A 24524-nucleotide genomic window follows, 5' to 3' on the forward strand; every position below is an offset into this window, starting at 1 on the left:
ACCTGTATGAAGTTTGAAAAATTAGGCCAATCGGGTCGCGCCCGTCGTGGTCGTTTAACTCTTGAACATGGTGTGGTGGAAACCCCCGTGTTTATGCCTGTCGGAACCTATGGCACCGTTAAGGGCATGCTCCCGCGTGATATTGAAGACATTCAAGCACAAATTATTTTAGGCAACACCTTCCATCTGTATTTGCGTCCGGGTCTGGATGTCATTAAAGAACATGGTGGCCTGCACGAATTCATGAAATGGGACAAGCCGATTCTGACCGATTCTGGCGGTTTCCAGGTCTTTAGTCTGGGTGCCATGCGCAAGATTAAAGAAGAAGGCGTGACTTTCCGTTCACCGATTGACGGCTCCAAAGTATTCCTTTCTCCAGAAATTTCCATGGAAATCCAGAAGGTTCTGAACTCAGACATCGTCATGATTTTTGATGAATGTACGCCGTATCCAGCGACCCATGAAGAAGCACAGAAATCTTTACAGCTGTCGTTACGCTGGGCCAAACGCTGTAAAGAACATCATCACAATGTCCTTGAAAATAAAAATGCCCTGTTCGGGATTATTCAGGGCGGGATGTATGAAGATTTACGTGATGAGTCTTTAAATGGTCTGCTAGAAGTCGGTTTTGATGGTTATGCCATTGGCGGTCTGTCAGTCGGTGAACCAAAAGAAGAAATGATCAAGGTACTGGATTATCTGCCGAACAAAATGCCGGAAGATAAACCACGTTACCTGATGGGTGTCGGCAAACCGGAAGATATTGTGGAAGGTATTCGCCGCGGGGTGGATATGTTTGACTGCGTAATGCCAACCCGTAATGCCCGTAATGGTCATTATTTCGTGACCGATGGTCTGGTACGGATTCGCAACAGCAAATACCGTCATGACCAGAGCCCGCTCGATCCGCACTGTGACTGTTATACCTGCAAGAACTTTACCCGCGCCTACCTGTTCCATCTGGAAAAATGCGGCGAGATGCTCGGTTCAATGCTCGGTACCATCCATAACCTGCGCTATTACCAACGCTTTACCCAAGATATCCGTAATGCCTTGGACAATGGCACTTTTGATGACTTTGTACAGGACTTTTACGCCCGTCGCGGTTTGGATGTGCCGCCTTGTCCGCAAGATTAATCTTTTCAGTATTTGCGCTGAAGAAAAAGACAGGGTAAATTGCAGAACAAGTCAATTTATTATCAATGTTATTGATTCCAGTTTTTAGTTTAGGAAAATGAAATGAGCCTTTTTATTTCTACTGCTCACGCAGCAGGTGAAGCTGCACAACAACCAAGCATGGTTGCTAACCTTTTGATGATTGCAGTATTTATTGCAATTTTCTACTTCCTGATTTGGCGCCCGCAATCAAAACGTGCCAAAGAACACCGTGCCCTGATCGACAGCCTGGGCGTAGGCAGCGAAGTGGTGTTTGCTGGTGGCCTGATGGGTAAAATCACCAAACTTGAAGGTGATTTTGCAGTGGTTGAACTGAACCGCGGCGTAGAAGTAAAAATTCAGCGTACCAGTGTGATTTCAGTTCTGCCTGAAGGCACATTAAACAACCTTTAATCAAAAATTAGTCGTGCGCCCGCACGACTTTTTCATTTTAAGAAGAAAATTAAATGCGTTACCCAGCATGGAAATATCTACTCATCCTTGTGGTTCTGGTGGTGAGTACATTATATGCCCTGCCAAGTTTGTATCCAGATGAACCTGCGGTTCAGATTTCTGGGGCCAAAGCCGGTACCCAAATTGACCAAAGCATCGTACAAAAAGCAGAGCAAATTCTAAAATCAGAAAATATTGCCAGCCATGACAACAGCTTTACCAATAACGCAGCCCTGTTGCGTCTGGACTCAAGCGAAGCACAGCTTAAAGCCAAAGATGCATTACGTCAGGGCTTGGGTGATGATTATGTCGTGGCCCTCAACCTGGCGCCAACCACTCCTGAATGGCTACAGAAAATTGGCGCCAAGCCAATGAAACTGGGTCTGGACTTGCGTGGTGGTGTTCACTTCCTGCTGGAAGTGGATATGGACAAGGCCATCAGCCAGCGCATGGAAACCTCTGCGACTGACCTGCGTCGCCAACTGCGCGACAACAAGCTGAAATTCAACAGCCTGTCTTTGAATAACAACACCATTACCGTGCAGTTCGCCAACAATGACGACCGCTCAGCCGTAATGGACTTCTTGCGCCGTAACGGCAACGAGTTTAACCAGCAGGCACTGGCCACCACAGATGGTGCCATGTTGCGCCTGACCTATACCGACACGCGCAAGCAGGAAATTGAATCCTATGCCGTGAACCAGAACTTGACCACGCTGCGTAACCGTATTAACGAGTTAGGTGTGGCCGAAGCGCTGGTCCAAACCCAAGGCAGCAACCGTATTGTGGTGGAATTGCCGGGTGTACAGGATACCGCTGAAGCCAAGCGTGTTCTGGGTCGTACTGCGAACCTGGAATTCCGTCTGGTCTCTGATCTGAATGATCAGCATATTGACCCGTATACCGGTCAGCTCAGCAGCCAGACCTTACCACCGGGCACTGAAGCCTTTGCCTTTGAATCACTCGACAGTGGCCGTCAGTTGCTGCTGAACCGTAGCCGTATTTTAACCGGTGAGCGCGTACAGAATGCATCGAGTGGCTTTAGTCAGGATACTGGCGGTGCCGAGGTAAATATTACCCTCGACTCTGCAGGCGGTAAGCTGATGGCAGACGCGACCCGTAATGCGGTCGGTAAACGTATGGCGGTTCTGTTCATTGAGAACAAGCAGCGCATCAGCTATGTAACTGATCCGGAAACCGGCGTCCAGACTGAAGTGCGTACCCCATATACAGAATCTGTAGTGATCAACGCCGCGACCATTCAGGCAGTGTTGGGTTCACAGTTCCGGATTACCGGTCTGGATTCACCGCAAGAAGCGGCTGAACTGGCACTGATGTTACGTGCCGGTGCCCTGGCTGCGCCAATGTACTTCGTTGAAGAACGTGTGATTGGTCCTAGTCTGGGTCAGGAAAATATCGACAAGGGCGTAACCTCGACCCAGATCGGTTTTATTCTGGTTGCGATCTGGATGGTGGTGTTCTTCCGTCTGTTTGGTGTGATTGCCAACTTCGCGCTGGTATTTAACCTGGCGATGATCCTGACAGTGATGTCATGGATTGGTGCTTCTTTAACCTTGCCAGGTATTGCCGGTATCGTCATTACCATTGGTATGGCAGTCGATGCCAACGTGCTGATCTGTGAGCGAATACGGGAAGAAATCAAATGGGGAGCCTCACCAAAACAGGCCATTGTAGCCGGTTATGACCGGGCCTATAACACCATTTTCGACTCGAACTTAACCACCTTCCTGGTGGCGTTCATTCTGTTCGCAATTGGTACCGGCCCGATTAAAGGCTTCGCCGTGACCTTAATGATTGGTATTGTCTGCTCGATGTTTACGGCCATTACCGTAACCCGTGCGATTGTACAGATCATTTATGGCAAACGCCGTAACCTGAAAAAGTTGAGCATTTAAGGAGATCGATGATGACTGAGAATACTCAACTGAATCCGAAAAAATACGGCCGTCCGGATGATGAGCGCGTCATTCCGTTTATGAAGATTGCGTTGCCGGCGGCATTGCTTTCGATCATTTTAACCGTGGCCAGCATCTTCTTTATTGCCACCAAAGGCTTAAATCTGGGTCTGGACTTTACCGGCGGTATTGCCGCAGAGCTGAACTACAGCAATCCGGTGAAAGCCAGCGATGTCTCTTCTGCCCTGACGCAGGCCGGTTTCCGTGATCCAGTGGTACAGACCCTGGGTTCTGAACGTGACCTGATGGTGCGTATGCCGGTGCAGGACGAGATTGAAGTCGAAGACCTGACCCAGACCATTACTGCAGCGGCACAATTGCCGGGCAACAGCGCCGATGTGACCAAGGTTGATGTGGTCGGCGGTCAGGTCGGTAACGAGCTGTATGTGCGTTCTGCAGGTGCCGTGGCACTGGCGCTGATCCTGATGCTGATTTATGTCACCATCCGCTTCGAGTTCAAACTGGCGATGGGTGCGGTACTGTCCCTGTTCCACGATATTATCTTGACGGTGGGTATTTTTGCGATGATGCAATGGCCGTTTGACCTGACCGTATTGGCAGCCCTGCTGGCAATTATCGGCTTCTCGCTCAACGATAACATTGTGGTCTCGGACCGTATTCGTGAAAACTTCCGTAAAATTCGGGGCGCTTCGCCGCTGGAAGTGGTCAACATTGCCTTAACCGAAACCTTACGTCGTACCATCCACACTTCGATGACACTGTTACTGGTGGTGGTGGCGATGATGCTGATGGGCGGTGATGGCCTGAAATGGTTCTCGATTGCCATGTTTGTCGGTGTCTTTGTCGGGACTTATTCTTCGATTTATATTGGTACCGCCTTTGCACTGTGGCGTGGTCTGAACCGTCAAGACTTTATTGTGCAGGTGAAGCCGGAATTTGAAGAGGAAGAAATTCCTTAATTCTTATCCCTCCCATACCAGCAAAAGCCCATCTCCGGATGGGCTTTTTTAATGGCGGATCAGTTGCAGCTTGGGAAACTGAAATCCCTTACAGGAACGTTCAGAACGCCAGGCTACGGTCAGCATACAGCCACCAATCTTCAGATGCTGATAGGCAAACGTACCCAAGCCCTCATGATGACAAAATCCACCCTGCTGATGCGGATGAACCCCGCTATTCAGCTGGTTCAGACTCATGCGAATACCCAGCCCTGACGCTTTCAGAACAGCCTCCTTGGTAGTCCAGACCTTAAACCAGTAATCTGTCTCCTGGCCATAAGCCTGCCACAATTCCCATTCAGCCGGATGAAACATGTGCCTGGCCAGACTCTCAAAGCGCACCTTGCGATCCAGATCTTCAACATCAACCCCAACATCTTGCAGCTGCTCGCTATAGGCCAGTGCATAGTGCTGACGGCTGTGACTATGATTCAGGGCCAACTGCGGATACGCAGGCAAAAACGGCTTGCCATACGCAGTACGGTCAAAATCTTCCGAGCAGATTGGCGCGTTTAAATAGGCCGATAGGCGCTGGTTACGAAAAGCATAAATGGCCTGCTTCTGCTGCTGGATGTACGCTTTACGCTCCAGCGCCGGCTGCTGCGGTGCAATCTGTGCCAGACGGGCCAATTCTAGAATGATCTGTGCGCTCATGTGTGGACGCATTCCCTGCCTAAACAAAAACCAGCGATCAAGATCACTGGTTTTTTCAAAGATAAGAAAGAAAGTTTAATTGCCCTGCACCAAACGACGTGCGCTGATAATCCCCGGCTGCTGCTCCAAACGTGCCAGCAGACGTGACAGTTGCGCCAGACCTTTGACTTCAATTAACAGCTTCATATTGGCAATACCATCATTTTCGGAAATGGTATTCACCTGACGAATATTAATCTGATCGGAGAAAATCACCTGAGTCAGATCTTTCAGCAGACCACGGCGATCATAGGCTTCCACTACAATCTGCACGCTTTGACCACGGGTTGGCTGCATTTCCCAGTCGGCTTCGACCGCACGTTCCGGCTCCTGGCTGATCATGCGTACATAATCCGGACAAGCCACCTTATGAATGCTGACGCCGCGATTCAGGGTAATATAACCAGCAATGGATTCACCATGTACCGGCTGACAGCACTGGGCAATATGCAGCTCGACGTTATCCAGACCATCAATCAGAATACCATGCGCCGACAAAGTATGGCTGGCACGCGGATTCAAGGTCGGTTTTAATACCAGTTCCGGTTCATCCTGATCCAGATGCATATGCCGGTTAACCTGGTTAATCAACGCATGCAGGCTGATTTCACCATTGACCAGGCCAATTAGGATGTCTTCACCGAGTTTGACATTAAAGTGATTGCAGTAATCATTCAAGTCGATACTTTTCGGGTGAATCGCCAGACGCGACAATTCCTTATTCAGAATATCACGGCCAATTTCCAGATTCTTGCTGCGGTCCTGCTGTCTGAACCAGTGGCGTAACTTGTCACGCGCCCGCGCAGTCTTGATATAACCAAGTGAGTTCACCAGCCAGTCACGGTTTGGTTCACGGTCTTTCTTGGTCAGAATTTCGACCTGTTCACCGGTTTTTAAGGTATAGGTCAGCGGCACATAACGCTGATTGACCCGCGCGGCATAACACTTGTTACCAACCTCGGTATGCACATGGTAGGCAAAGTCCAGCACGGTCGAGCCACGCGGTAATTCTTTAATATCCCCATCGCGGCTAAACACATAAATCTTTTCAAAATCTTCAAACTCTTGCAGCTGCTCGAAGTTTTCAGTTTCATCATCGGACTTATGCGCACTGGCATCATTACGCTCCTGATAATGCTCCAGCACCGCACGCAAAGAATGCAAACGATGGTTGAAGGAATGATCGGTGGTTTTGCTGCCTTCTTTATAGTTAAAGTGCGAACACACGCCAAGTTCCGCTTCTTCATGCATTTCCATGGTACGGATTTGCACTTCCAGCGACTTGTTTTCAGCAATCACTGCAGTATGTAGCGAGCGATAACCATTGGCTTTCGGATTGGTAATGTAGTCATCAAACTGATGCGGAATATGCCGCCACAGCTGATGTACGATACCGAGCGAGTGATAACATTCCGGAATGGTTTTGACCAGTACCCGCACCGCACGAATGTCATAGAGCTGGTCGAAGCTCAGGTCTTTACTCTTCATTTTTCGATAAATCGAATAAATGTGTTTAACCCGGCCGGTAATTTCCGACTCAATGCCATGCGCCGCCAGTTCACTCTTGAGCTTATCAATTACAAACTGGATATATTGCTCACGTTCCAGCCGTTTTTCATTCAGTAAAGACGCAATTTCTTTATAACGGTCCGGCGCCAGATAACGGAAAGCCAGATCTTCCAGCTCCCATTTTAACTGGGCAATGCCCAGACGGTGCGCCAGCGGCGAGTAAATGGTCAGAATTTCACGCGCGACCCGTTCCTGACGCTCTTTGGACGCTGTGGTCAGTTCACGTAAGGCATAAGTACGTTCAGCCAGCTTGATCAGCACCACACGCACATCTTCAGTGACTGAAATCAGCATTTTATAAATGCCGGTCAGATGCTCGCGCTGGTTGTTATTGAAGTGATCTTCCAGCCGTTTATTCTTTTCAATCAGCTCGGACAGCTTACCCATCGACAGGGTACCTTTGACCAGGGTATGTACGCTGTCACCGAAATGCTCACGCACTTCTTCCAGGGTCATCACCCCTTCACGCACACTGCGGTACAGCATGGCAGCCGACAAGGTATCTTCATCGACATGCAAATGCGCCAGAATATCGGCCATTTCAATTCCGGTATACAAGGTATTGGACCGGTGCTTGACTGTCGTTTCCAGCTCTTTTTGTAACGTATAGGTGGCAACTTCTTCGAGTTTTGCTAATGCTGCCCCATCTAAGATGTCACGAACCCGGTCCAGCCATTCTGCCAGATCCTGTCGTGCTTGCTCGGCATGTTCTACAGTCGTTTCCTCAGACAATTCGTTTAATCGTCCAGGAAGTTGTTCACGTACTGTGACCATACCCTACTCCTACCTCTATATACTTCATTTTCTATAAATCGTTTATTGATTTTTCTTGCTCAAATAAGGCAATCGATTCTACATGACCGGTATGGCTAAACATATCCATCACCCCGGCTTTGCTTAAACGATAGCCCTGTTGCACCAGCATCCCCGCATCCCTTGCAAGTGTAGCCGGATTACATGACACATAAACGATTCTTGCCGCACCAAATTTGGGCACATAATGCATGACTTCCTCGGCACCGGAGCGCGGAGGGTCAATCAATAATGCATCAAATCCTTGATTTGCCCAAGAATGATGCGAAAAATCTTTTGTTAAATCTTGTGAAAAGAATTTCACCTGAGTTAACCCGTTCAGCTGGGCATTTTCCGCACCACGATGCACCATTTCATCTGAACCTTCCACGCCAACCACCGTACCGTTTTCGCCGACACAGCGCGCCAAAGGTAAAGAGAAATTGCCTAATCCACAAAACAGATCCAGCACACGCTCACCTGCCTGCAACTGAAGCAAATCACATGCCAGCTTGACCATTTGCGGATTCACGGTGGAATTTACCTGGGTAAAATCCAGCGGATGGAAAGCAAATTTCAGCTCAAATTCCGGCAGTGCATAATGCAGACGCATAGCCTGATCAGGTTGATCTACACGTTGCACACTGTCTGGTCCCGCAGGCTGCAGATACAGTTGCCATTGTTTCTGTAACGCAAATTTGAGCAGTTGGTTGACATCTGACTCAGATAATTTTTCCGTATGCCGGACCAACAGGGCAATTTCCGTGTCACCCATTGCCAATTCTACATGACCAATGTCGGCTTTGCCTTTTAGACTTTGGAGTAGTTGTTTCAGGCGGGTGATTGAACCGAGTTCACGGTCCAGAATCAGACAGCGGTCAATTGAGGTCAGCCGGTTGCTCTGGCGTTCCCGGAAACCGACCACCAGTTTGTCTTTATTCGGGAAATAACGCACCCCGATCCGGGCACGGCGGCGATAATCCTCCCGGGTTGAACGTAACGGTGTCAGCCATTCATCCGGTTGAATGCCGGCAAAATGCTGCAGGTGCGACTTGAGTACATCCTGTTTTAAACGAATCTGCTCATCCAGCTGGATATGCTGCATATTGCAGCCGCCACAGACACCAAAATACGGACACGGCGGCTCGACCCGCATCTCGGCAGGTGCAGATAACAGTTCGATACAGTCGGCTTCTTCTAACCGTTTGGTGACATGATGAATCCGTGCTTTGACTGTTTCACCCGGCAAGGCACCCTGAATAAACACCTTCTTGCCGTGTTTATCCTGCGGATGTTCAGGCTGTGAACCATAGTGTGCAATCCCGCGCCCTTCATGGGACAGCGACTCAACCTGAAAGGTATGGATCAGGGGTTGAGCTGGACGAGCGGATGGACGATGTTTCATGAGCACCTAAAGTGTGGAAGATGGGAAGTCTGCAGCAGTAAAGTATGTGGCTTGTGCATTCTGGCGCCAGGCTGCGAGGAACTCGCCATGCTGTGGCAGGCTGGATAAATACTGGATGGTGGTCTGAACCCACAGGCGATGATCATCCAGCTGCAACTGCCCTTTCAGCAAGAGCCAGCGCAGATAGATCAGCCAGGTATTCAGCACATCACCTTCACAATAGCTGGTGAGTTTGAGCCATTCACCGGCGCGGATATATTCCGGCACATGATAACCGGCTTCACCGCGTTTACCCGGAAAACCCAGCAGATGCGCCATATCATCCAGTTTCTGGAAATTCCGGCCATTAAACATGGCCATCACATCCATCAAGTCAATATGCCGCTGATGATAGCGGTTCTGGTAGTTATTATAGCGCTTTTGCGTGTCAATTTCGCCCTGATCAAACAGACTTGGCGCAGACAGGCCATGATACATGGCACGATATAAAATCACCGGCAAATCAAACTGCGAACCGTTCCAGCTCACCAGAGTCGGATGACGCTTGTCAAAAATCGACAGAAATTTTTTCAGGATTTCGGCTTCGGTATACTGTTCCCGGCTAAAAGAAAACAGGGTCATTAAGCCGGTTTCATCAATCCACAGGCCGGAAATACAGACAATTTCATGCAGCGGCAAACGCTGAAAATCCATACCTGATTCCTGACGGCGCAGCTTCATCAGTGCCTGCTCCAGATCTGCCTCCGGCAAATCCAGACCATACAGATGCGCCCCCGACTTCAGGTCGGTCCATGTTTCAATATCAAATACCAACACAGGTAGACGCATAATTTTCTCTACAGCTTGACAGTGGTTTATTCAGGATCTTGAACGGAAAATAAACCGGTCGATAAATAACGGTCACCCCGGTCGCAGATAATGCAGACAATCACCGCATCCGGGTTTTCTTCTGCCAGTTTCAGTGAAGCCCAGACCGCACCACCCGATGACGTTCCGGCACTGATACCTTCTTTTTGTGCCAGTTTACGCATGGTCCGCTCGGCTTCAATTTGCGGAATATCAATAATCCGGTCGACACGACTGCGGTCAAAAATGGTCGGTAAGTATTCTTCCGGCCAGCGGCGAATACCGGCAATGCTGGAACCATCTGAAGGCTGTAAACCGACAATCTGAATATCCGGATTCATTTCTTTCAGGTATTTGGATACCCCCATAATGGTGCCAGTGGTCCCCATCGAGCTGACAAAGTGGGTAATTTTACCGCCAGTTTGCTGCCAGATTTCCGGCCCGGTGGTCAAGTAATGCGCTTCGACATTGTCCGGGTTGCCAAACTGGTTCAGTACCAGACCTTTACCTTCGGCCTGCATTTGCAGGGCCAGATCACGCGCTCCTTCCATGCCCTGTTCTTTGGTCACTTCAATCAGTTCGGCACCATAGGCACGCATGGCATCTTTACGTTCCTGACTCATGTTGTTCGGCATGATCAGTTTCATCTGATAACCACGCATGGCAGCCACCATGGCCAGTGCAATCCCCGTATTTCCGCTGGTGGCTTCAATCAAGGTATCACCCGGCTTGATCTGACCGCGCTTTTCCGCCTGCATAATCATGTTATACGCTGGGCGGTCTTTGACTGAACCTGCCGGATTGTTGCCTTCCAATTTGGCCAACACCGTGGCTTGGGTATGACTTGCAAGACGCTGCAAGCGTACCAATGGCGTTTTGCCCACATAATGATCTAATAGAAATTCATCGGCTTGGAAATCAGGGGGGGTATTACTCATTATTTGCACCTTTCTCTAGGTGCGCATATTGTATGAAAAAAACCACCCGCCTGCACTCTTTTCACCAGCTTTTTCGTGAAAGTGCTTAAAGCACAGTCAGTTTTAAAATAAAGCGTGCTAAACTGCTCGGCAGAACGAATAAACTGCTTTAACCATGTCAAATATCAATAAAAAGTTATTTAAGCGCCTACATTTAAATCATGCTTATGGGCAACTGATTGCCCTGATATTTGTGCCCATTATGGTGCTGGCGGCGGTCGGTGCAGGGCTGGTTCTGACCGAAACCTCGAATGCAGCGCGCGCCCAGCAAAAGCAGATGGCGATTGCGATTTTAACCCGCTATGAAATGCCATCTGAAGTGGCCTTACAGCAGCTCAACACCTTTCCTTGGCAATATGAACAGGCACGCAGCTATATGCAGGACCTGCTCAATGAAAAGCATTTACTTCGGACTGCCATTATTGATTCCCAAGGCCGTAGCCGCCTGAGTATGGGCTATCAGGATCAGGCTGGCTGGCCCAGTTTTCCGCGCGATGCCGCCTTCTTTGGCCCCATTCAGCATAAAGACAGCCATGTCTATGGTTTACGTATTGATGAAAGCCAGAGCCAGTATGCCTGGCTGCTAATCGAGCTGGACAATCAGCCTTTGGAAATTGCCCGTTATCGGGTCATGACCGTGCTGATTGCCACCGGCCTGTTGACCCTGATGCTGCTGTTGCTGTGTCTAAATTTCTATTCGCGCCGCTGGATTGCGCCAATGTACGAAATCCGTATGCAACTGCAACGCCTGAATGCCGACACGCTAGATCAGCACATGGTAATTAACAGTACCGGCGAGCTGCGTTTATTGCAGCGTGATATTGCCAATGTGGTCAAGCGTCTGCATTTCAGCTTTCTAGAACTAAAAGAACATACCGAACAGACCGAAGATGACTTGCGCCGCACCCTAGATACCTTGGAAGTCCAGAACATTACTTACCGTCAGGCACGTGACCAGGCGATTTCAGCCAACCAGTCCAAATCGGTCTTCCTGGCCAATATCAGCCATGAATTACGTACTCCGCTGAACAGTATTGATGGCTTTATCCATTTATTACTGCGCCAGGGTAATCTCAGCAATGAGCAGAACCTGTATCTGCAAACCATTCGCAAATCCTCGGCGCATCTGCTGGCGCTGATTAACGATGTACTGGATTTCTCGAAAATTGATGCCGGCAAACTGGAACTGGAAACCGCACCTTTTGATCTGGAAGAAGCCATTTATGATGTAATGGACATGCTGTCGCCGCTGGCCGCGCAGAAGCAGATTGCGATGGCCTTTTATTATGCTGACAACGTGCCAAAGCATGTGATTGGCGATGCCCTGCGCTTTAAGCAGGTGCTGACCAACCTGATTTCCAATGCCATTAAATTCACCCCGGATGGTGAAATTATTGTACGTGCGCGCATTGAACATGAAGATATCGGTCAGAGCATGATTCACTTTAGCGTGCAGGACAGCGGTATTGGTTTAAGCGGCACCGACCGGAAAAAACTGTTTGAATCCTTCTCGCAAGGCGATGCTTCTGTGACCCGTCAGTTTGGCGGTACCGGTCTGGGGCTGGCCATTTCCAAGCAGCTGGTACATTTAATGCAGGGCCAGATTGGCTTTGAAGACAACCAGGAACGCGCACCGACTGAAAAAGGCTCGACCTTCTGGTTTACTGCCGTATTCAGCATTGATGAGGATGAAATTATTGTGCACCCACGCTTTGCCAACAAGCATGTGGTGTCCTATCTGGCGCATCCGGCAACCGCCAATGTGCTGCGTCACTATCTGGAAAATTATCAGGTCCAGCATACCGAAACCACTTCGATTCTGGACTTATTCAGCCGACTCAATCACCTGTCTACACCGGAAGAAGACACCTGGTTAATTGTCGATCATAGCGGTGACACCGAAGCCTTACTGAAAGAAATTCGCAGCCGCTATCAGGGCAATCTGGCCATTTACGGCTACCAGATGGCGCTTGATCCAAGCATGCTGAATGAATATCGCACCCGCCCGCTGTATCAGCCTTTAAGCCGTGGCGCGCTGATTCAGTTACTAAACAATGAAAATCCGTTTGAAGATACAGGCACCGAAGTCTTTGATGGACAGGGGCTGCATGTGCTGGCGGTAGATGACCACTTGCCAAACCTGATTGTTTTAGAAGCCTTGTTAGGTGAACTGAATGTCACCACCACCAAAGCGCTGAGCGGTCAGGAAGCCCTGAATATCCTGCAAGAGCGGATTGAACAGGATGCCAAACCGTTTGATCTGGTGTTTATGGATATTCAGATGCCGGTGATGTCCGGGATTGATACCACCCGCGCCATCCGCTCGCTGGAGTCCACCCTCGACAAGCATAAACGCCTGCCAATTATCGCCCTGACCGCGCATGCGCTGGCCGATGAAAAACAGAACCTGCTGAAAGTCGGCATGGATGATTACGTCACCAAGCCAATCCAGATTGAACAGATCATCCAGATTCTGACCCACTGGACCACTGAAAACTTTAACAAGGTGCCGGCAGTGGAAAAAGCCGTGGTGATTGAAGCGCTTGATCCGCTGGTTCTTGACTGGCAGCAAAGCCTGATGCTGGCCGCCAACAAGGAAGATCTGGCACTGGATCTGCTGCGTATGCTGCTCGACAGCTTTGCCACCGAACTGCATGAAATGCAGCAGCTGATTGAACTGGAAGATTTCCCGCAACTGGAGCATGTGCTGCATCGCCTGTATGGCGCCACCCGTTATGTCGGCACCCCAAGCCTGCAGGAAGCCACCGGTTCTTTTGAGCAGTTTGTTTCGACCTTACGTAAAGAACGCCGTAAAGCCGATGATGCCTTTATTCAGGAAGTGCTAAGACGCTTTGATGAATTACAAGCCGTGATTGCTCAGGTTGAACATGCCGCCGAGCAGATTCTAAACAAGCACACGCAGTAGTCTGACTCGACTAAAGTCAGGGTCTTGAAAGATGGATGTGACTGCCCTGTCATGTATCATGCGTATCTGCATGCTATGCTCAACAGAGGAAAAATAAGAGTTTAGACCATGACCATAGTACAGGTAGAAAAAAATAACGGCATTGCCATTGTGCGACTGAATCGCCCGGAAAAACGCAATGCCATGAGCTTTGCATTATTAAAACAGCTGGTCAAAACTGCCAGGCAGCTAAAAAAAGACCGTAGCTTGCGCTGCGTCATTCTGACTGGTGAAGCCGAAGTGTTTAGTGCCGGTATTGATCTGGCCGATTTAAACAATCCGCAAAATCGTGCCTTTGCCGCCTGGGAATTACTCAAACCCGGCCAGAGCCTGTTTCAAAAAGCCTTTCTGATCTGGCAGGAATTGCCCGTCCCTGTGATTGCTGCGATTGAAGGTTACTGTTTTGGAGCCGGGATGCAACTGGCACTGGCAGCAGATATTCGTATTGCCCATCCTAAAACCCAGATGTCAATTATGGAAAGCCGCTGGGGGCTGGTACCGGATATGGGTCTGAGCCGCTCTTTAAAAGGCCTGATTGGCCTGGACCTAGCCAAAGAACTGACCCTCACCGCCCGTATTTTTGAAGCGCAATATGCCAAAGAAATTGGCTTAGTCACCCACTTAAGTGACACCCCACTGGATCATGCCCAGATTCTGGCGCAGGAACTGGCGCAGCGTTCTCCGGATGCGCTGGCTGCGGCCAAACAGGTGCTAGATGCCATGGAACATAATCCACAAAAATCCTTACGTCTGGAAAAAATCTGGCAGCTGAAATTACTGCTTGGCAAAAACAGTCAACTGGCGCGTAAAAAAGACAAGCAACCTGACACCAGTTTTTTACCGCGTCAATTTAACTAAGCACAGAGCATCAAGATCGGGAAGAGAAGCATGAGTTTTGATCGCAATACGCCCATCGCCTTTCTGGGTATGGGCTTAATGGGCACACGCATGGCAGCACGTCTGATTCATGCCGGTTTTCGGGTCGCGGTCTGGAACCGCACTGCTGCTGCCTGTGAGGAACTGCTGGACATGGGTGCTGAAGCACTGGCCCTAGAAAAGATTGGTCAATATCCGGTAATTTTAAGCTGCCTGGCCGATGACAATGCAGTCCAAGCCGTTTTTGAGCAGATTCAGCCGCATTTACAGGCCAAGCAAGTGATTGTGGATTTCTCCAGCCTGTCTGTGGATAAAACCCTGACACTGGCTGAACAGGCAGCCCGTCAGCAGGTGAAGTGGATTGATTCACCAGTGTCGGGCGGCACAGCGGGCGCAGAACAAGGCACCCTGGTTATCTTTGCCGGCGGTGATGCCGCCACCATTGAAAAACTGACCCTGATTTATAATGTGCTCTCACAGCGCGTGACCCGTATGGGCGCCAGTGGCACCGGACAGGCCACCAAAATCTGTAATCAGCTGATTGTCGCGGCCAACAGTACCCTGATTGCCGAAGCTGTCGCGCTTGCAGCTCAAGCTGGGGTAGACACCACTTTACTGGCACCCGCACTGGCCGGTGGATTTGCTGACTCCAAACCGTTTCAGATTCTAACCCCGCGCATGGCCAGTCATAGCTTTGAACCGGTGCAGTGGAAAGTCCAGACCCTGTCCAAAGACCTGAACAATGCCCTGACCCTGGCTGCGCATTATCAGCTGAATATTCCGGTGGCACAGCAGGCTTTGCAACAACTGCAAGCGCATCAGGCCAAAGGCTTTGCGGAAGCAGATTTATCCACGGTCATTCAACAGGTGGAACAGACCACTTAATTTCACCCTTTGCACAGGGAATGCAGGACATTGTTTATGACGAAACTTGCCGTAAATCTTTCTATGATTTTTACTGAAGTGCCGCTACTTGAGCGCTTTGCACTGGCCAGACAACACGGCTTCCAGCATGTTGAAATCCAGTTTCCATATGAACTGAGCATTGCGCAGATTCAAAGCCAGCTAACCTTGCATGAACTGACGCTGTGCCTGATTAATGTTCCGGCCGGAGATTTAATGCAAGGCGGCAACGGGCTGGCCGGTGTGCCGGGCAAGGAAATCGAGTTTCGTCATGCCGTTGAACAGGCCATTGAATACGCGGTTGCACTCAAAGTGCCAAGTGTCAATATTCTGGCTGGTAAACAGCCCCAGGATGCCGATCTGCTGCCTTGCCTCAGAACACTGGCCGAGAACCTGAAAATGGCCAGCCATATGCTTAGCAGCCAGCAGATCCAGCCGGTGATGGAAATGATTAATGGCACCGACATGCCGCGCTTTTTAGTACAGAACATTGCCCAGGCCCAAGAGATGCTTGAAGCGGTGCAACATCCGGCGCTAAAAATGCAGTATGACTGCTATCACATGGCCATGATGGGTGAAAACGTATTGGAAGGACTGATCGAGAATATCCAACAGATTGGCCATATCCAGTTTGCCGACTGCCCGGGTCGTCATGAACCGGATACCGGCGATATTGCCTTTGCGGAAGTGTTTGACTGGCTCAAACACAGTGACTATGCAGGCTATGTGGCGGCGGAATATCGACCGAGCAAAGATTCAGCAAATTCCTTTGCGTGGAAAAACAAATACTTTGCCGAATATCAATAATTCGGCACTGTCATAGATTTGAAATTTAGGCTCAAAGCCGCTATATTAGACAATGAATAATTGTCAGGAAATTATACCCTTTATGAATTTAGAACCATCGCCCGGCGCTTCTAATTCTCACGATCTCGCAATGACTTCCCCAAACAATGACGTACACGCTTGCCTGCAAGTTGTGCGCGATGCCCTTGAAGATGTAAAAGCCAAAGAAATTGTTGAGCTTGATGTTAGCAGCATCAGCAATGTTGCAGATGCTATTGTGATTGCTAGCGGCACCTCAACCCGTCATGTTAAATCTCTTGCTGATAACGTTGCTGAAGAAGCACGTAAAGCAGGCTTCCGCCCGATTGGTATGGAAGGTGAACGCGATGCTGAATGGATCTTGATTGATCTGGGTATCGTGGTGGTACATGTCATGCTTCCAACTGCCCGTAAGTTCTACGACCTAGAAAGCTTATGGCGTACAGCACCTGAATCTGTAAACTAAGATTTCCCAAAAAGCGACCTGAAGGTCGCTTTTTTATTGAGCTAAAATCAGGACTGATCACAGCAGAAAAATACACCCACTGATCTTTCCACTTCCCAATAGCTGAACTTAAACCACTTGGTCGTGCCTCTCCCCCCATCTCAACGCTTTCATCGTATGTAACGAAAAAGACTCTATTTAGTCACAGATATTAAAAAATCCCCCTCAATCGAGGGGGATTTTGAACGCGGGTATCGGACGTCTTAGTGACCCGTACCGTTAATCGCTTTGGTCATGTCTTCAACCACTTTCTTGGCATCACCGAAGACCATCATAGTCTTGTCGTTATAGAACAGGTCATTGTCCAGACCTGCATAACCAGTCGCCATTGAGCGCTTGATCACCATAATGGTACGCGCTTTATGCGCTTCCAGAATTGGCATACCGTAAATTGGCGAGTTTGGATCGTCTTTGGCTGCCGGGTTGACTACGTCGTTGGCACCTATCACCAATACCACATCCGTTGCCGGGAAGTCCGAGTTAATCTCGTCCATTTCCAGAATGTCTTCATACGGCACGTCGGCTTCAGCAAGCAAGACGTTCATGTGACCTGGCATACGACCCGCCACCGGGTGAATCGCAAAACGCACCGTTACACCCTGCTCTTTCAGCAAGTTGGCCAGTTCTTTCACCGCATTTTGCGCACGGCCTTGTGCCATACCATAACCCGGCACAATCACCACGCTGTCCGCATTGGACATTAAGAAGCCAGCATCATCTGCAGAACCTGAACGGTAGTTACGCTGTACCTGCTCACCCGCACCTGCGGTAGGCGCTGCCGCCCCACCCATCGCACCACCAAACAAAACGTTGATGATTGAACGGTTCATGGCTTTACACATGATGTACGATAGAATTGCACCTGATGAACCAACCAGTGAACCCGCCACAATCAGCATGTTGTTTTCCAAGGTAAAACCAATCCCTGCTGCCGCCCAGCCCGAGAAGGAGTTGAGCAGTGATACCACCACCGGCATGTCGCCACCACCGACTGGGGCAATCCAGACCCAGCCAAAGGCTAAAGCCAGTGCGGTCATGGCCCAGAACGAGGTCATGCTACCGCTTAAGAAGAAGTGAATCCCAAAGCCCAGCATGGCAATGAAAATCAGTGCCTGAACCGGTTTAACCCAGCCACCCGAAATGGTCTTGGCCCATTTTTTCGCTGCCAGTTTACCGTAAGCAAATACCGATGCAGTAAAGGTAATCGCACCAACAAAACAGCCCACGAACAATTCAAACAAATGCACTTTGCTCATTTCATGGAAGCTGACGCCATTGGCTGCCAACAGCTCTGGACCCAGTTCAACCAGCTTGTTGTTATGAATAATCGCTGCAATTGCAATTAACACCGCTGCCAGACCGACCAGTGAGTGCATCAGTGCTACGGTTTCTGGCATTTGCGTCATCGGTACGGTACGCGCACGGGCAATCCCGACAATGGCACCCAGAATCATCGCCCCCACAATCATCCAGATAACCGGATGATCCGCCACAAAGAAGGTAGTCAATACGGCAATCGCCATGGCGATCATGCCGTAACGGTTACCAGCAATCGCCGTTTTTGGCCCAGACAGGCCTCGTAAAGTTAAAATAAAGAGGACAGCCCCAATCAGGTAGAACCAATCCGCATAGTCTCGAATAAATTCCATCAATTAGCCCTCTTTTTTCTTTTGTTTTGGTTTAAACATTTCCAGCATACGCGCAGTCACTGCGAAGCCACCGAAAATATTAATACTGGCCAGGAATACTGCAATCGCACCAAGTACGCTCACCACATTAATGCTCTGAAACTGCACATTGGCATCCACACCTAACACAGGCAAGCCAACCGTTTGAATCATCGCCCCCACGATAATGATCGAAGACAACGCATTGGTTACCGCCATCAGTGGCGTATGCAATGCAGGTGTAACCCCCCAAACCACGTAGTAACCTACGAAAATGGCCAGGACAAAAATTGTAATTGTTTCAACCATGACTGTTCTCCTTAACCTCGTTTCAACAGCACTTGGCCGCCGTGCGTAACCAGTAGGGCTTTTTGAATTTCATCGTCCTGACTGATGGCAAAATTCTTTTCACTATCAAAAAGGGTTTCCACAAAATTCAGCACATTACGTGCATACAGCGCCGATGCTTCAGTAGAGACCGTTGATGGAATATTCGGTACACCGAGAATTTTCACGCCGTTGTCGGTCACCACAGTTTCACCGCATTGAGAACCTTCAACGTTACCACCCGTTTCTACCGCCATATCCAGAATGACTGAACCCGGTTTCATCTTGGCCACAGTTTCCGCCTTGATTAAACGCGGTGCATCACGACCTGGTAACAGCGCTGTGGTAATCACGATGTCAGCATTGGAAACGGCTTTATCGACAATAATGGCCTGATCTTTGATGTACTGTTCGCCCGGCATCCAGCCATAGCCATTTTTGGCAGCATCAGCGGCTTTTTGCTGTTCTTCTTCAGACATCGGCACGTCTAGCCATTTCCCGCCCAGAGATTCAACCTGATCTTTGGCAGTTGGACGCAGGTCAGTGGCTTCTACCACCGCACCCAGACGTTTTGCGGTCGCAATCGCTTGCAAGCCGGCAACACCAACACCCATGATCACGACACGGGCAGGTTTGACTGTCCCTGCTGCGGTCATCAGCATCGGGAACATACGCTGGTATTCAGCTGCAGCCAGCAATACCGATTTATAACCGGCCAAGTTGGCTTGTGAGGACAGCACATCCATGTTTTGCGCACGGGACAGGGTTCGTGGCAATAATTCCAGGGCAAATGCAGACACCTGCTGTGCAGCAAATTGGTCAAGTTCAGTATTGCGGTATGGGTCAAACATTGCCACCACGGTAGAGTTGGAAGCAAGTTTTTGAATTTCCTCACCTTTCGGTGCGCGAACTTTCAAAATTATTTGACTGCCGGTATAGGCATCATCCGTAATTTTGGCACCCACGTGCTCATAGGCGCTATCGATATAGGCAGCTTTTAAGCCTGCACCACGTTCAATAACCACGCTATGACCCGCGTTGATCAACTTTTTTACTGTCTCTGGCGTTGCAGCGACACGATTTTCACCGACGACAGTTTCGGTTGGGATTCCGATCTGCATGAGCGTTCCTCAAGCTAATTTTTCTTAAGTAAACATCGCCAAAACGATGCTTCCCCTCAGGTTATGTTCTTGTTGAATTTTTGGATTCTAATTGAACTTTTTTAAATTACCACCCAATATTTATTTAATAAATACCCATATTTTGAACTGATGATTCATAAAAAGATGGGTGGCAGATATAATTGATCAGTTTGGCTTTATATTCTTCATGGCCCTGATCTGGAAATAATATGTATAAATTTTCAGCACAGCTCCTGACTTTTTACAGCGAATTACGTCCTGTTCTGTTTTTTCTTTCCTTAAAATTGATTGTTTTGACAAATCTTATCGTGTAGAGCCGACTTACAACAGGCTGATAAATACCAATAATGAACGGCTTTTTCGCAGCAAAAAATGAACATCCAGTTCATGATTGGCTGAAATGACATCTTAATCACAGAAGAATCCGGGATAAATTGGTCAAAACTGCCCAATGTTCGGGCAGAAAAGTAAATCCTGCGGCAAATGCACCGATTGGCTAAATGATTTCCTGCCCGCTGATCTGGCCTTAACCTATACATCTGGCGGTAAAAGCGCGATAAAAAATTAAAAGTTTTTTTATTGATCATTTTGCCTGATGATGAATAAAGCAGTGCAACTGCTTAAATTTGCGTATTTTGCACTATTTTTGTGCAACAACTGCTCGTAAGGCATCAATAGATCTTTGCCTGAAATAAACCATCTTAAAATTTTCATAAAATGAGAATAAAGCCTATCTTTACACATTCATTTCTTCGAGCAGACAGCTTATACTCAACGCATGAAAATCTGGTGACACCTGCCCTCTTGATTAAATTGCTCTGAATATGTCCATTTCCTTGACCAGAACGCAGTTAGGTTCACTGTTTGCACTATGCGCGGCCTTTTTATTTAGCACCAAAGCTATTTTTATCAAGCAAGCCTACGCACTTTCACCTCTGGTGGATGCCACCACCTTAATGACCCTGCGGATGGCCAGCGCACTGCCGTTTTTCCTGCTGATCTGCTGGTTTAACCGGCATCGCAATACCCAGATTCAGCTGCGCGAATGGATACTGCTCGTGGCTGCCGGGCTGCTCGGCTATTATTTTGCCAGCTGGCTCGACTTTCTGGGGCTCATGTTTATTAGCGCCTCACTGGAACGGATTATCCTGTTTCTGTATCCCACCTTAACCGTTCTAGCCAGCAGCCTGATCTACAAGCAGCGCTTAAGCCTGAAAACGATACTGGCCTTGCTGCTCAGTTATGGTGGAACGGTACTGGTGATGTTACAAGAACAGCAAAACATGCCAGATGGCCATTCCTTCTGGCTTGGTGCCAGTCTGGTATTTGCCAGTGCGGTGGCTTTTGCCGCCTATTTACTGGTGACGCCGCGGCTGATCCAGAAATTTGGCAGCTGGAATTTTACCGGCCTGGCGCTAAGTGTGGCCTGTTTCGGCACCTTACTGCATTATCTGCTGGCCGTACCGGAGCCACTACAACGGCTGAGTCAATTACCGGGCAGCGTCTATGCCTATGGCATTGGACTGGGTATTCTGGTCACGGTGTTGCCAACCATTTTATTAATGCAAAGTATCGAACGCCTGGGAGCCGCTCATTCGGCCATGATCGCCTCTATCGGCCCGATTCTGACCATTGTGCTGGCCACCCTGTTTTTAGATGAATATTTAAATGCCTGGCAATGGCTGGGTTGCGCCCTCAATATCATTGGGGTGATGATGATTAGCCTGTCCAAGAAAAAGCTGATGGCCTGATCCATGATCAGTCAGCTCAGCCTGTTCCGGACTGCTGTGCATGTGTCTTGCACATGCAAAAAGGATGTTGCAAATGGTGGTCTTTGGCCGTCATGCTCAGTATTGCCGAAGATGCGATTGAATGAATTAACCTGAACTGGACCTTGTATGAATACCTCTCCCGATATTAGTCAGGATAAAACCCTGCTCTGGCTTATGGCGCTGGCTTGTGGTCTATGTGCAGGGGCCAACTATTATTGCCAGCCGCTGATTAACTCGATTCATACTTATTTTCAGGTGCCGGAATCCCAAGTCGCGCTCACGGTGACGTTTGCCCAGGTGTCCTATGCGCTGGGGCTGTTATTTATTGTGCCGGTTGGCGATACCGTCAATAAAACCAAATTCATTCCACTGCTGATGTTTCTGGCCGCGTTTGGCCTGTTTCTATGTGCTTTTTCAGTGAATCTGCCAATGCTCTGGATTGGCACCATCATGACCGGACTATTTTCCGTGGCCGCGCAGATTCTGATTCCGTTTGCCACCATGTCGGTCAAGCCGGATAAAATGGGCGAAGTGGTCGGACTACTGATGAGTGGTTTACTGGTCGGGATTTTACTGTCGACCAGTCTGGCCGGACTGTTATCCAATTTATATGGCTGGCAGCTGATTTATATCATCAGTGGCGTGTTGATGATGGGACTGGCGATTATTCTGAAAAAACGCTTGCCACATATTCCGACGGTGCGCATGGCCTATGGCAAAATCCTGCATTCGATGCTGCAACTGATCCGCCAGGAAAAACGGCTGGTCTATCGCGCCCTGATTGGTGCCAGTGCCTTTGCCGCCATGAGCGTGCTGTTTTCCACCATTGCGGTGTTACTTGGCTCCTCTTTTGGCCTGCCCGATGTCGCAGTCGGTTTAGTCACCTTAATTGGGGTATTTGGCGCACTCTCTACCAAAAAAATTGGCAAAATTGCCGACCGGGGTCATGGCAAACTGATCACCTGGGCCGGACTCTCTTTATTGGCGGTCAGCTGGAGTTTCCTGTATTTCGGCGCGCAGTATTTATGGAGCTATATTATTGGTTTTGGCCTAATTAACCTGGGACTGGCCAGTGTGCATACCAGTAACCAGAACGTGATTTTCCATTTACGCCCCGATGCCAAATCGCGCCTGAACGCAGTCTATATGACCAGCTATTTTATTGGCGGCGCCTGCGGTTCTGCACTGGGCATTTACGCCTGGCATCATGGCGGCTGGAGCATGAGCTGTCTGGTTGGTTTAACCCTGGTGCTCTGCTCGGCCTGTTTTGCCTGGTTAGATCAGCAACATCTGCGCCGCCAGCAACTGGCTTAAAACTGTATAAATCGTGCAGGCAGGTTTAAGACACCTGCACCATCGGATAATGTGGCTGGGCCGAATCAATACTGGCCGGATATTCCAGCAGAATCTGAATAAAGGATGGAATTAAGGCAGCAAAAATACTGGTTGCCCCAGCCAGAATGTCACGGTTTAACAGGCTGTTATAGTTGGCACCGCCGCTGGCAAACTGGTGACGCAGACTGTCAAAACGTTTAAACACCGCCATTAGCAAGGCCACCGACTGTTTATTTTGCAAGGTCTGTTGCAGATCAATCTGCTCTTGGGCAGCGCGCTGCTGCCATTCATCGCGCGTGAGCTGTAAATGCTGATAGGCCCAAAATTCCGGATGGGTATACGGGTGCGCCAACAGGGCCTGAATCTGCTGCTGGTATTTTTCCCATAACACATAATCAATTTTTCGGGTTTCATCCTGCTGGTGCAGAAGCTGAAAAAACTGCTGTAACTGCGCAGCGGATGGACTGGCCGCATCTTCACGGTAAATGGCCTGAAAGGCAATCCATAAACTCATAAACTTGAAATCCAGCTCCTGATCCAGACTCAGGGCTTTTTTAAACCAGCTCAGGCTGCGCTGTATTTTCAGATTAAAATGCACCGAATTTTCATTCTTTTTACTGCGGTAAATTTCCTCAACCACCAGCATCTTTGTTATCCTTTTTCTTGTCTTACTGCATCAATGTAATGGTTTTTTTATTTTGTCTCAACCTTTTGATCCTTCAATTTATTTATTACCCGTCTATTTTCCAGCACAAATAAATCCGAGTATTTTCCTTTTATTTAAATAAAATAAATAAAAAATCTGAAAGCTTAAAATATATTTAAAACACATTTTATCTAGCAGCTACTTAAAATAAAGAAATGTAAAGTTATATATAAAATCACGAAAAATGTAATTACACAAAAGATTACATTCTTAAAAATCCTATGTAGGACAGCCAATTAAAAATACCGGCTTAAAATCACCGCTTACAACTAAATAAGATGTAACAGAGCCAGGGTTTTTCATGAAATGTTTCATGTTAAAAAGAAGCTATCTGTTTTTCTCAGATGATTTCAGCGCGCTAGCGATAGCGTCGATATCTATAAAAGAGGTGTTCAAATGCAAAATCAAAACAATGGTTCAAACCAACAGCAACAGCAGCCTCAACAGCAAGGCAATCAGCAGCAGCAACAAGACCGTCTGCAGCAACAGCAACCTCAACAACAGCAAAATAACCAGCAACAAGGCAATCAGCAACGCCAGCAAGATCAACAGCCTGGCCAGCAACAAAACCGCCAGCAGCAACAACAACAACCGCAGCAATATGGTCAACAACGCCATAACCAGAATGCGCAGCAGCAAAACAATCTCTTAGATGATGAAGATATGTAAAACCATT

Annotated in this window: 21 protein-coding genes; 12 read left to right on the top strand and 9 right to left on the bottom strand. The window is 48.7% G+C overall.

Features of this window, described 5'->3' with window-relative positions; translation table 11 throughout:
* The first annotated feature begins 6 nt into the window (after window positions 1–6).
* The 4 genes from tgt (at window position 7) to secF (ending at window position 4504) form a co-directional block, all read left to right on the top strand.
* Window positions 7–1137 carry a tRNA guanosine(34) transglycosylase Tgt gene (tgt, locus tag ACPEPR_RS00310; RefSeq protein WP_045796613.1) on the top strand — a complete coding sequence of 377 codons (1131 nt, stop codon included), beginning with the start codon at window positions 7–9 and terminating at the stop codon, window positions 1135–1137.
* A gap of 102 nt (window positions 1138–1239) precedes the next feature.
* Entirely contained in the window at window positions 1240–1569 is a 330-nt protein-coding gene (yajC, locus tag ACPEPR_RS00315; protein ID WP_423561787.1) for a preprotein translocase subunit YajC, read from the top strand.
* 53 nt (window positions 1570–1622) lie between these two features.
* Window positions 1623–3524, top strand: coding sequence for a protein translocase subunit SecD (secD, locus tag ACPEPR_RS00320; protein WP_016658621.1), 1902 nt, complete (start codon window positions 1623–1625; stop codon window positions 3522–3524).
* An 8-nt stretch (window positions 3525–3532) separates the two neighbouring features.
* On the top strand, window positions 3533–4504 hold the full coding sequence (secF, locus tag ACPEPR_RS00325; RefSeq protein ID WP_171525063.1) for a protein translocase subunit SecF: 972 nt from the start codon (window positions 3533–3535) through the stop codon (window positions 4502–4504).
* 48 nt (window positions 4505–4552) lie between these two features.
* Here secF and ACPEPR_RS00330 read toward each other — a convergent pair whose 3' ends face one another.
* The 5 genes from ACPEPR_RS00330 to cysM form a co-directional block, all read right to left on the bottom strand.
* Window positions 4553–5197, bottom strand: coding sequence for a 4'-phosphopantetheinyl transferase family protein (locus ACPEPR_RS00330; RefSeq protein ID WP_034597905.1), 645 nt, complete (start codon window positions 5195–5197; stop codon window positions 4553–4555).
* A gap of 75 nt (window positions 5198–5272) precedes the next feature.
* Window positions 5273–7579: a RelA/SpoT family protein gene (locus tag ACPEPR_RS00335; protein ID WP_045796610.1), complete on the bottom strand. Its 2307-nt coding sequence runs from the start codon at window positions 7577–7579 to the stop codon at window positions 5273–5275.
* A 31-nt stretch (window positions 7580–7610) separates the two neighbouring features.
* Window positions 7611–9002, bottom strand: coding sequence for a 23S rRNA (uracil(1939)-C(5))-methyltransferase RlmD (gene rlmD, locus ACPEPR_RS00340; protein ID WP_160240988.1), 1392 nt, complete (start codon window positions 9000–9002; stop codon window positions 7611–7613).
* A gap of 6 nt (window positions 9003–9008) precedes the next feature.
* Complete coding sequence (locus tag ACPEPR_RS00345) at window positions 9009–9830, bottom strand: 3'-5' exonuclease (protein ID WP_005180079.1); 822 nt, start codon at window positions 9828–9830, stop codon at window positions 9009–9011.
* Window positions 9831–9856: 26 nt separating this feature from the next.
* Complete coding sequence (gene cysM / locus ACPEPR_RS00350; protein ID WP_160242821.1) at window positions 9857–10786, bottom strand: cysteine synthase CysM; 930 nt, start codon at window positions 10784–10786, stop codon at window positions 9857–9859.
* 154 nt (window positions 10787–10940) lie between these two features.
* Between cysM and ACPEPR_RS00355 the strand changes: the two genes are divergently transcribed.
* From ACPEPR_RS00355 to rsfS, 5 genes are all read left to right on the top strand, one after another.
* The gene (locus tag ACPEPR_RS00355) at window positions 10941–13751 is read left to right on the top strand and encodes a GacS-like sensor histidine kinase (protein ID WP_168414262.1); all 2811 of its coding nucleotides are present in this window, start codon (window positions 10941–10943) and stop codon (window positions 13749–13751) included.
* A gap of 108 nt (window positions 13752–13859) precedes the next feature.
* Window positions 13860–14648: a crotonase/enoyl-CoA hydratase family protein gene (locus tag ACPEPR_RS00360; protein WP_016658615.1), complete on the top strand. Its 789-nt coding sequence runs from the start codon at window positions 13860–13862 to the stop codon at window positions 14646–14648.
* Between the two features lie 30 nt (window positions 14649–14678).
* Window positions 14679–15551 (top strand): NAD(P)-dependent oxidoreductase, encoded by an 873-nt coding sequence (locus ACPEPR_RS00365; protein WP_005180090.1) that lies wholly within the window; start codon window positions 14679–14681, stop codon window positions 15549–15551.
* Window positions 15552–15587: 36 nt separating this feature from the next.
* Entirely contained in the window at window positions 15588–16376 is a 789-nt protein-coding gene (locus ACPEPR_RS00370; protein WP_075167476.1) for a hydroxypyruvate isomerase family protein, read from the top strand.
* An 82-nt stretch (window positions 16377–16458) separates the two neighbouring features.
* The gene (gene rsfS / locus ACPEPR_RS00375; RefSeq protein WP_005180097.1) at window positions 16459–16860 is read left to right on the top strand and encodes a ribosome silencing factor; all 402 of its coding nucleotides are present in this window, start codon (window positions 16459–16461) and stop codon (window positions 16858–16860) included.
* A 242-nt stretch (window positions 16861–17102) separates the two neighbouring features.
* Here the strand turns inward: rsfS and ACPEPR_RS00380 are convergent, their stop codons facing one another.
* Genes ACPEPR_RS00380 through ACPEPR_RS00390 form a run of 3 tightly spaced genes read right to left on the bottom strand, consistent with a single transcriptional unit; the run spans window position 17103 to window position 20014 of the window.
* Window positions 17103–18548, bottom strand: coding sequence for an NAD(P)(+) transhydrogenase (Re/Si-specific) subunit beta (locus ACPEPR_RS00380; protein ID WP_005180098.1), 1446 nt, complete (start codon window positions 18546–18548; stop codon window positions 17103–17105).
* 3 nt (window positions 18549–18551) lie between these two features.
* Window positions 18552–18875, bottom strand: a complete 324-nt coding sequence (locus ACPEPR_RS00385) for a proton-translocating transhydrogenase family protein (protein WP_005180100.1) — start codon at window positions 18873–18875, stop codon at window positions 18552–18554.
* Window positions 18876–18886: 11 nt separating this feature from the next.
* Window positions 18887–20014 carry a Re/Si-specific NAD(P)(+) transhydrogenase subunit alpha gene (locus ACPEPR_RS00390; RefSeq protein WP_423561788.1) on the bottom strand — a complete coding sequence of 376 codons (1128 nt, stop codon included), beginning with the start codon at window positions 20012–20014 and terminating at the stop codon, window positions 18887–18889.
* A gap of 845 nt (window positions 20015–20859) precedes the next feature.
* Between ACPEPR_RS00390 and ACPEPR_RS00395 the strand changes: the two genes are divergently transcribed.
* Window positions 20860–21786: a DMT family transporter gene (locus tag ACPEPR_RS00395; RefSeq protein WP_005180104.1), complete on the top strand. Its 927-nt coding sequence runs from the start codon at window positions 20860–20862 to the stop codon at window positions 21784–21786.
* Between the two features lie 147 nt (window positions 21787–21933).
* The gene (locus ACPEPR_RS00400) at window positions 21934–23121 is read left to right on the top strand and encodes an MFS transporter (protein ID WP_075167480.1); all 1188 of its coding nucleotides are present in this window, start codon (window positions 21934–21936) and stop codon (window positions 23119–23121) included.
* Window positions 23122–23146: 25 nt separating this feature from the next.
* On the opposite strand, the gene ACPEPR_RS00405 is transcribed toward ACPEPR_RS00400, so the two are convergent.
* Complete coding sequence (locus ACPEPR_RS00405; protein ID WP_005180108.1) at window positions 23147–23788, bottom strand: hypothetical protein; 642 nt, start codon at window positions 23786–23788, stop codon at window positions 23147–23149.
* Between the two features lie 456 nt (window positions 23789–24244).
* Here ACPEPR_RS00405 and ACPEPR_RS00410 point away from each other — a divergent pair, with 456 nt between their 5' ends.
* A complete protein-coding gene (locus tag ACPEPR_RS00410; protein WP_423561789.1) occupies window positions 24245–24517 on the top strand; it encodes a hypothetical protein in 273 nt (90 codons plus the stop codon).
* Window positions 24518–24524: the final 7 nt, after the last annotated feature.

The sequence above is a fragment of the Acinetobacter sp. AND/436 genome (assembly GCF_049546925.1).
In the GTDB taxonomy this organism is placed as follows: Bacteria; Pseudomonadota; Gammaproteobacteria; order Pseudomonadales; family Moraxellaceae; genus Acinetobacter; species Acinetobacter indicus.